This window comes from Methanobrevibacter sp. (genome assembly GCF_045116495.1).
In the GTDB taxonomy this organism is placed as follows: domain Archaea; phylum Methanobacteriota; class Methanobacteria; order Methanobacteriales; family Methanobacteriaceae; genus Methanocatella.
Genome location: NZ_JBGULU010000206.1, coordinates 1 through 5,518 on the forward strand (window position 1 = coordinate 1; position 5,518 = coordinate 5,518).

Annotated in this window: 2 protein-coding genes and 1 pseudogene; 1 reads left to right on the forward strand and 2 read right to left on the reverse strand. The window is 34.7% G+C overall.

What is annotated here, in order from left to right:
• Positions 1 to 589 (reverse strand): annotated as a pseudogene (locus ACJMLH_RS11055) (hypothetical protein); the annotation flags it as partial.
• Positions 590 to 600: 11 nt separating this feature from the next.
• Complete coding sequence (locus ACJMLH_RS11060; protein WP_405277717.1) at positions 601 to 3,069, reverse strand: UvrD-helicase domain-containing protein; 2,469 nt, start codon at positions 3,067 to 3,069, stop codon at positions 601 to 603.
• 310 nt (positions 3,070 to 3,379) lie between these two features.
• Between ACJMLH_RS11060 and ACJMLH_RS11065 the strand changes: the two genes are divergently transcribed.
• Positions 3,380 to 5,518, forward strand: a 2,139-nt coding sequence (locus tag ACJMLH_RS11065) for a DEAD/DEAH box helicase (RefSeq protein ID WP_405277720.1), incomplete at its 3' end; no start/stop codon positions are given.

Here is a 5,518-nt window from a genome sequence, read left to right on the forward strand (position 1 = left end):
TGTATAATGTACTCTGTTCATGAATCGTATTTATTTTTGCAGACGTTAACACATCAACTACACCATTGATTCCATAATAATTGGATCTGGATATATTTTTATCATAATTGGGCATGGGTCGAACACCTTTAATTAAAATCTCGGATGCATCAATTAAAGGAAAAAGGTGTTTTCCCCATAGGTTAATCGCTTTTTCTGCTCTTGCACTGGCCAGTTTTTTATGGTCGTGTTCATTCAAATCCTCAATTTTCAAATCGCTTCCCGGCTGGTTAATGCTGAAAAACAAATCTTCATCATGCGGATAAAGACCCCTTACCTGTAATCTCAAATCGATTTCATCTTCAATTGGCCGGATATCCTCTTTCCAATCCCATGGAAATTCCTTTTTCTGATATTTCCAGTCAAGATATGCCTCTTCCATTACTCCATGAATAAATTCACCAAACCATCTTTGAACAGGTTTGGAAGGAGGAAGTGTCCCTTTATTCTGATATCTGTACTGCAGTCCGCAGGTAATATAGGAAAGCAAATCTCCAGTTAAGCTATATTCAGGAATCATGTATGATTTTGATCTTGTAGGTAATTTCATAAGTATCTCCTCTAAATTAAATAGATTTCTTTAAAACCGATATAATTTTCATCTCTACTCCATCCAAGGGCAATATTTGGAATGTTAATATGCTGGTCCTTTATTGGATATCCTTCAATGGCATGACTGAGGCCAACCAATAATAAAACACTTTCCGCTCTTGAAAATGCAACAAAGTATAAACGTGTCAAGTCGTCAAATAATCTGTCTTTTTCACTTCTTTCACTTTCACCCAGTGTTGAATGTTTCCTGATATTGTCTTCAATTGTTTCTCTTTCTTTAATGGATTTCGGAAATCTCAACTTTTGAGTTTTAATGTTATTTGTTTTGAATTTAGAACCGACATCAACAATGACAAGAGGAAATTCAAGACCTTTTGACTGATGAATTGACAGTATATTGATTCTGTCATCAGGCAATGTTTCATATTGGGACTCATTAACTTTAACTCCGCCGCTAGATATAGGTACAAAAATATTCCAGATAGCTTCTAAAACGGAATCCCTTTCATCAATTGGGCTTTTAAATGAAATGTTGGAATGGTATTTATTGAAAAAGCCTGTTTGAGTAATTGATTTTGTAATCGCTTCGAGATATGCGACTCCCTCTACATCGCTTTGCAGAGGTTCTATCCAGGTTGTAAGCTTGTATGCAAGTTCCATTAGACTAACAATTCTTGGCCACTTTACTTCTTTTCCGTTTTCATCTGTTTCAGGATATGGGCGTCTGAGTTGCCAGCGGGTTACGAATGAATTCAAATCCATGGGACTTCTAGGTTCAGGATTGGACTTGATATATTCTTTAGCCTGCACTCTCCATCTATTCATATTATATTTTGCCAAATTAGGTATTGTCTTGTCGGTTTTCTGTATTCCTCCCTCAGGGTCAATGCACTCCAAAATCAATCCGCAAAATATGGCAACAATTTCAACATCCTGAAGGTCAATTCCTCTTGGATTGAATACTTCAATAGGATTTCTTGAATGTTTCAATATTTTTCTAAGATTATATAAAAATGAATTCGGACCGTTTTTCACTTCTTTAGGTGAAAAAGATAAAATTGCCACATCGGAAGGGGAACCGTATTCCTGGTCGAGTGTAAGGGTTATTTTTTCCACTTTCCTGCCTTCCTGAATGTTTTTCTGCTTGAGTTTCTGCAGTTCTGCAATGCTTATGTTTTTGTTGACTTTTTTGTAGTAGTCTTCGTTTAACACTTGCAGAACTTTTAATTTTACTTCTCCTTTATTTATTAGATTGTTGATCAGTTTTGCAAGGTCGTTTGCCAACATTTCAGGATTGTTTCTAAACATTCCTAAAATAGGCATTTTCTCCTTATCAAAATCGGGTGCAATAATTTTTGGTTTGTTTTCAACCCTTGCAAGTTGATAGTCCTTATCCAATTCTGCAAAATGGTTGCAGTGTTCTATAATATTTTCTGTTGAACGGTAGTTTGTCCTCAGATTAATCTCTTCAACTTCAATTCCTAAACGCTGATTAACGCGCTGCTTATAATTTGTGAATAAATCAACGGTAGCTCCTCTAAAACGGTATAGGGATTGATCATCGTCCCCGACAACGGTAATGCTTCCGTCATTTCTAATGGCAGATTCGGCAATGGTAAAGTAGATGTCTTCCTGAATTAGATTTGTGTCTTGATATTCATCAATAAGGACAATTTTAATATCACCTAAAAAGTCTTCAAATTGCCCTTCCTTGAGCTTTTCGAGAAAATTGTACTCAAGCATTGTAAAATCAATAGTATGTCTTTCGTTTAGAGTGTTTTCATATTCTTTTATACAGTCCAGGGCTACTTTAAATCCGCCTTCTGCCTGTTGATAAAGTTCATTAAAGTCAACTTGATCAAAATAGATTCTGTTTTTTATTTCAATGAGGATTCCACTTATTTTTGAAGGTTCTTCAAGTTTTTCCAGCCCTGTTAATTCCTTGAGAAATTCCAAAAGACTTTCATTTCGATATTTATTGTCTTTTAGAAGAATCTTCATCATTGCTGAAGTGCAGACGAACTCTTCGATAAGAACAGGCTGTGTTTCTCCGGGTTGCTTGTATTCTCTCAATAGTTCTTCGGCGATACTGTCTGTTGTACCTATGTAAATCTGGTTGAAATCAATTTTTTCAATTTCAACGATTTTTGCAATATCATCAAAGTCATCTTCATCTAATGAGCTGGTAAGATACTTTTTAATTTCATCTCCCCAACCTAAAATTCTTGAATATAACTCTTCTGCGGCTTTTCTTGTAAATGTTGTAGCTAATATTTCATTAGGATTAATTCCATCAACAAAAATGTATTTCAATATTTTAAGAACCATAACTGTTGTTTTCCCAGATCCAGGTCCTGCTACGATAAAAAGGGACTTGTAACTTTCGGATTGTATTGCTTTTTTCTGGTCTTCATTTGAAGAAATATCTCTTCCAAGGATATTTACTACAATGTCTTCAAATTCCTCATATGATATCATTTTTTCCCTCTAAATCTATAATAATTTATTTATATGTTTTAATTATTTATAAAGTCATTGAGAGAGCATTTGATGAGTATTCATAATATATTGGTTTTTTTGAAAGGGTAACTGTTATTAAATATAAAAAACATAATATTTTTATGGAAAATTTAATTTTTCCATAATATGCATAAATAGTTAGGAATATTATTTTCCTAACTTTATTATAATATTTCCTTATTTTTACTGAATTATTTTTAAAATCAACGAATATTTTAAATATTATAGTAGTTTAAAATATATTTGTTAATTTAATTGAGCTGTTATTATGTCTGAGCCTAACAATATTGATATGTTTAAAAATGATGTCCGATACAGGGATAATATTGCACATGTTGAGACAATACCGGCCAAAGAAGCTAGCTTTAAAAAAGTTGAAAATTTGAATGAAAAAATTGTTAGGTATTTGGATTCAAAAGGTGTTAGCCTATACAAACATCAGGCAGAAACATATGAAGCTATTAAAAATCATGAAAACGTCATAATAACAACTCCCACTGCTTCTGGAAAAACTCTTGCCTTTAATTTACCAATCATGGAAACAATGATTGATGATATGGAAGCGACTGCTCTTTATATTTATCCTGCAAAAGCCCTTTCAAATGACCAGTTGCACGTATTGGAAAATCTTGAAAGGGAACTTGAAATCGATATCAGTCCAAGGACTTATGATGGGGACACTCCAAGGGGAGAAAAAAAGGGTATTAGAGAAAAATCACGAATTGTTCTAACAAATCCATATCAATTGCATCTTATTTTGTCATGGCACCATCAATGGAGCCGTTTTTATAAAAATTTAAAGTATATTGTCATTGACGAATCACATTACTATAAAGGAGTATTCGGATCCAATGTAGCATTCTTAATTAAAAGATTAAAAAGAATTGCAAATTTTTACGGTTCCAATCCTCAGTTTATATTATCTTCGGCAACATTGGCCAATCCTTTGGAATTGGCCAACAGGCTAACCGGTGAGGAATTTACGTTGGTTGATGAAGATGCATCCCCAAGTGGTGAAAAGGATTTCATCATGTACAATCCTTTCAAAAATTACCGGAGAAACAAAGTCAATATGCAAAATGCACCTTCCGTTCACATGGAAACCGAAAGTATTTTCATATATATGATGTTGAAGGGAATTCAGACATTATGTTTTACAGTTTCAAGAAAAACCACAGAATTAATTGCCATGTGGGCTAAAAAGGACATGACTCAGATTAAAGGAAAATTGGCCCATAGGATTGCAGCCTATCGTGCCGGTTATCAGGCTCAGGAGAGGCGTGAAATCGAAGAGGGACTCAAAAGCGGCAAATATTTGGGAGTGACCTGTACAAACGCTTTGGAATTGGGCATAAATATCGGTTCACTTGATGCGGTAATTATTTCAGGTTATCCCGGCACCATGATTTCAACTTGGCAGCAATCAGGAAGAGCTGGAAGGAGCAATCAGAAATCTTTAGCAATATTGATAGCTTTCGAAAATCAGCTTGACCAGTATTTCATGAATAATCCTACATTTTTCTTTGACAAACCCCATGAAAACGCAATCATCGATTTGACAAATCCTATTTTGCAGGAAGCGCATATATTGTGTGCTGCTAAAGAACTGCCTTTAAAAAAAGGTGAAGTTAAAAAGTACTTTGGCGTCGATGAGGGTATTCTTGATGAACTTGTGTCTAAAAAGGATTTGCATAAGAATATTCGCGGAGACTACATGTATCCTTATGATGACAATCCTGCACTTGACCATTCCCTTGACCAGATTTCAGGTCAGGAATTCAAGGTAATGAACAATGGAAGACTGTTGGAAACAATGGAAAGGTCTCAGGTTTATAGGGAAGCTCATGAAGGAGCCATTCTGATTAATAAGGGAGATACCTATGTTGTCAATAATGTTAATCTGAAAAGCGGGTTTGTTAATGTAAGCCAGAAAACCGTTGATTATCATACGATGGTTTTAAATAAAACAGAAATCACAATTGAAAAGAAACTCTCCAAAACAAAATATGGTGATTTGACAATTCACTTTGGTGAGCTGACGGTCAGTGAAGATTACTTCAAATATAAAAAAATGCACTTTTCAAAACCTATTGGAACTTATCCTCTTGATTTGCCTCCTTTAAAATTCAGAACTAAAGGATTATGGTTTACCATTCCAAAACAGGTCCAGGACACACTTGAAGATATGTTTCCGAATGAAGAGGAAGTGTTTGCTGGAGGCCTTCATGGTGCAGAGCACGCTTTAATCGGACTTTTCCCACTTCACACAATGTGTGATAGGTTTGATATTGGTGGTCTTTCAACTAATTATCATGATGACACTCAGGAAGCTACAATATTTATTTATGATGGTTATGAAGGTGGAATAGGAATTACAGAAAAGGCAGTGGATGTTTTTGTAGATTTG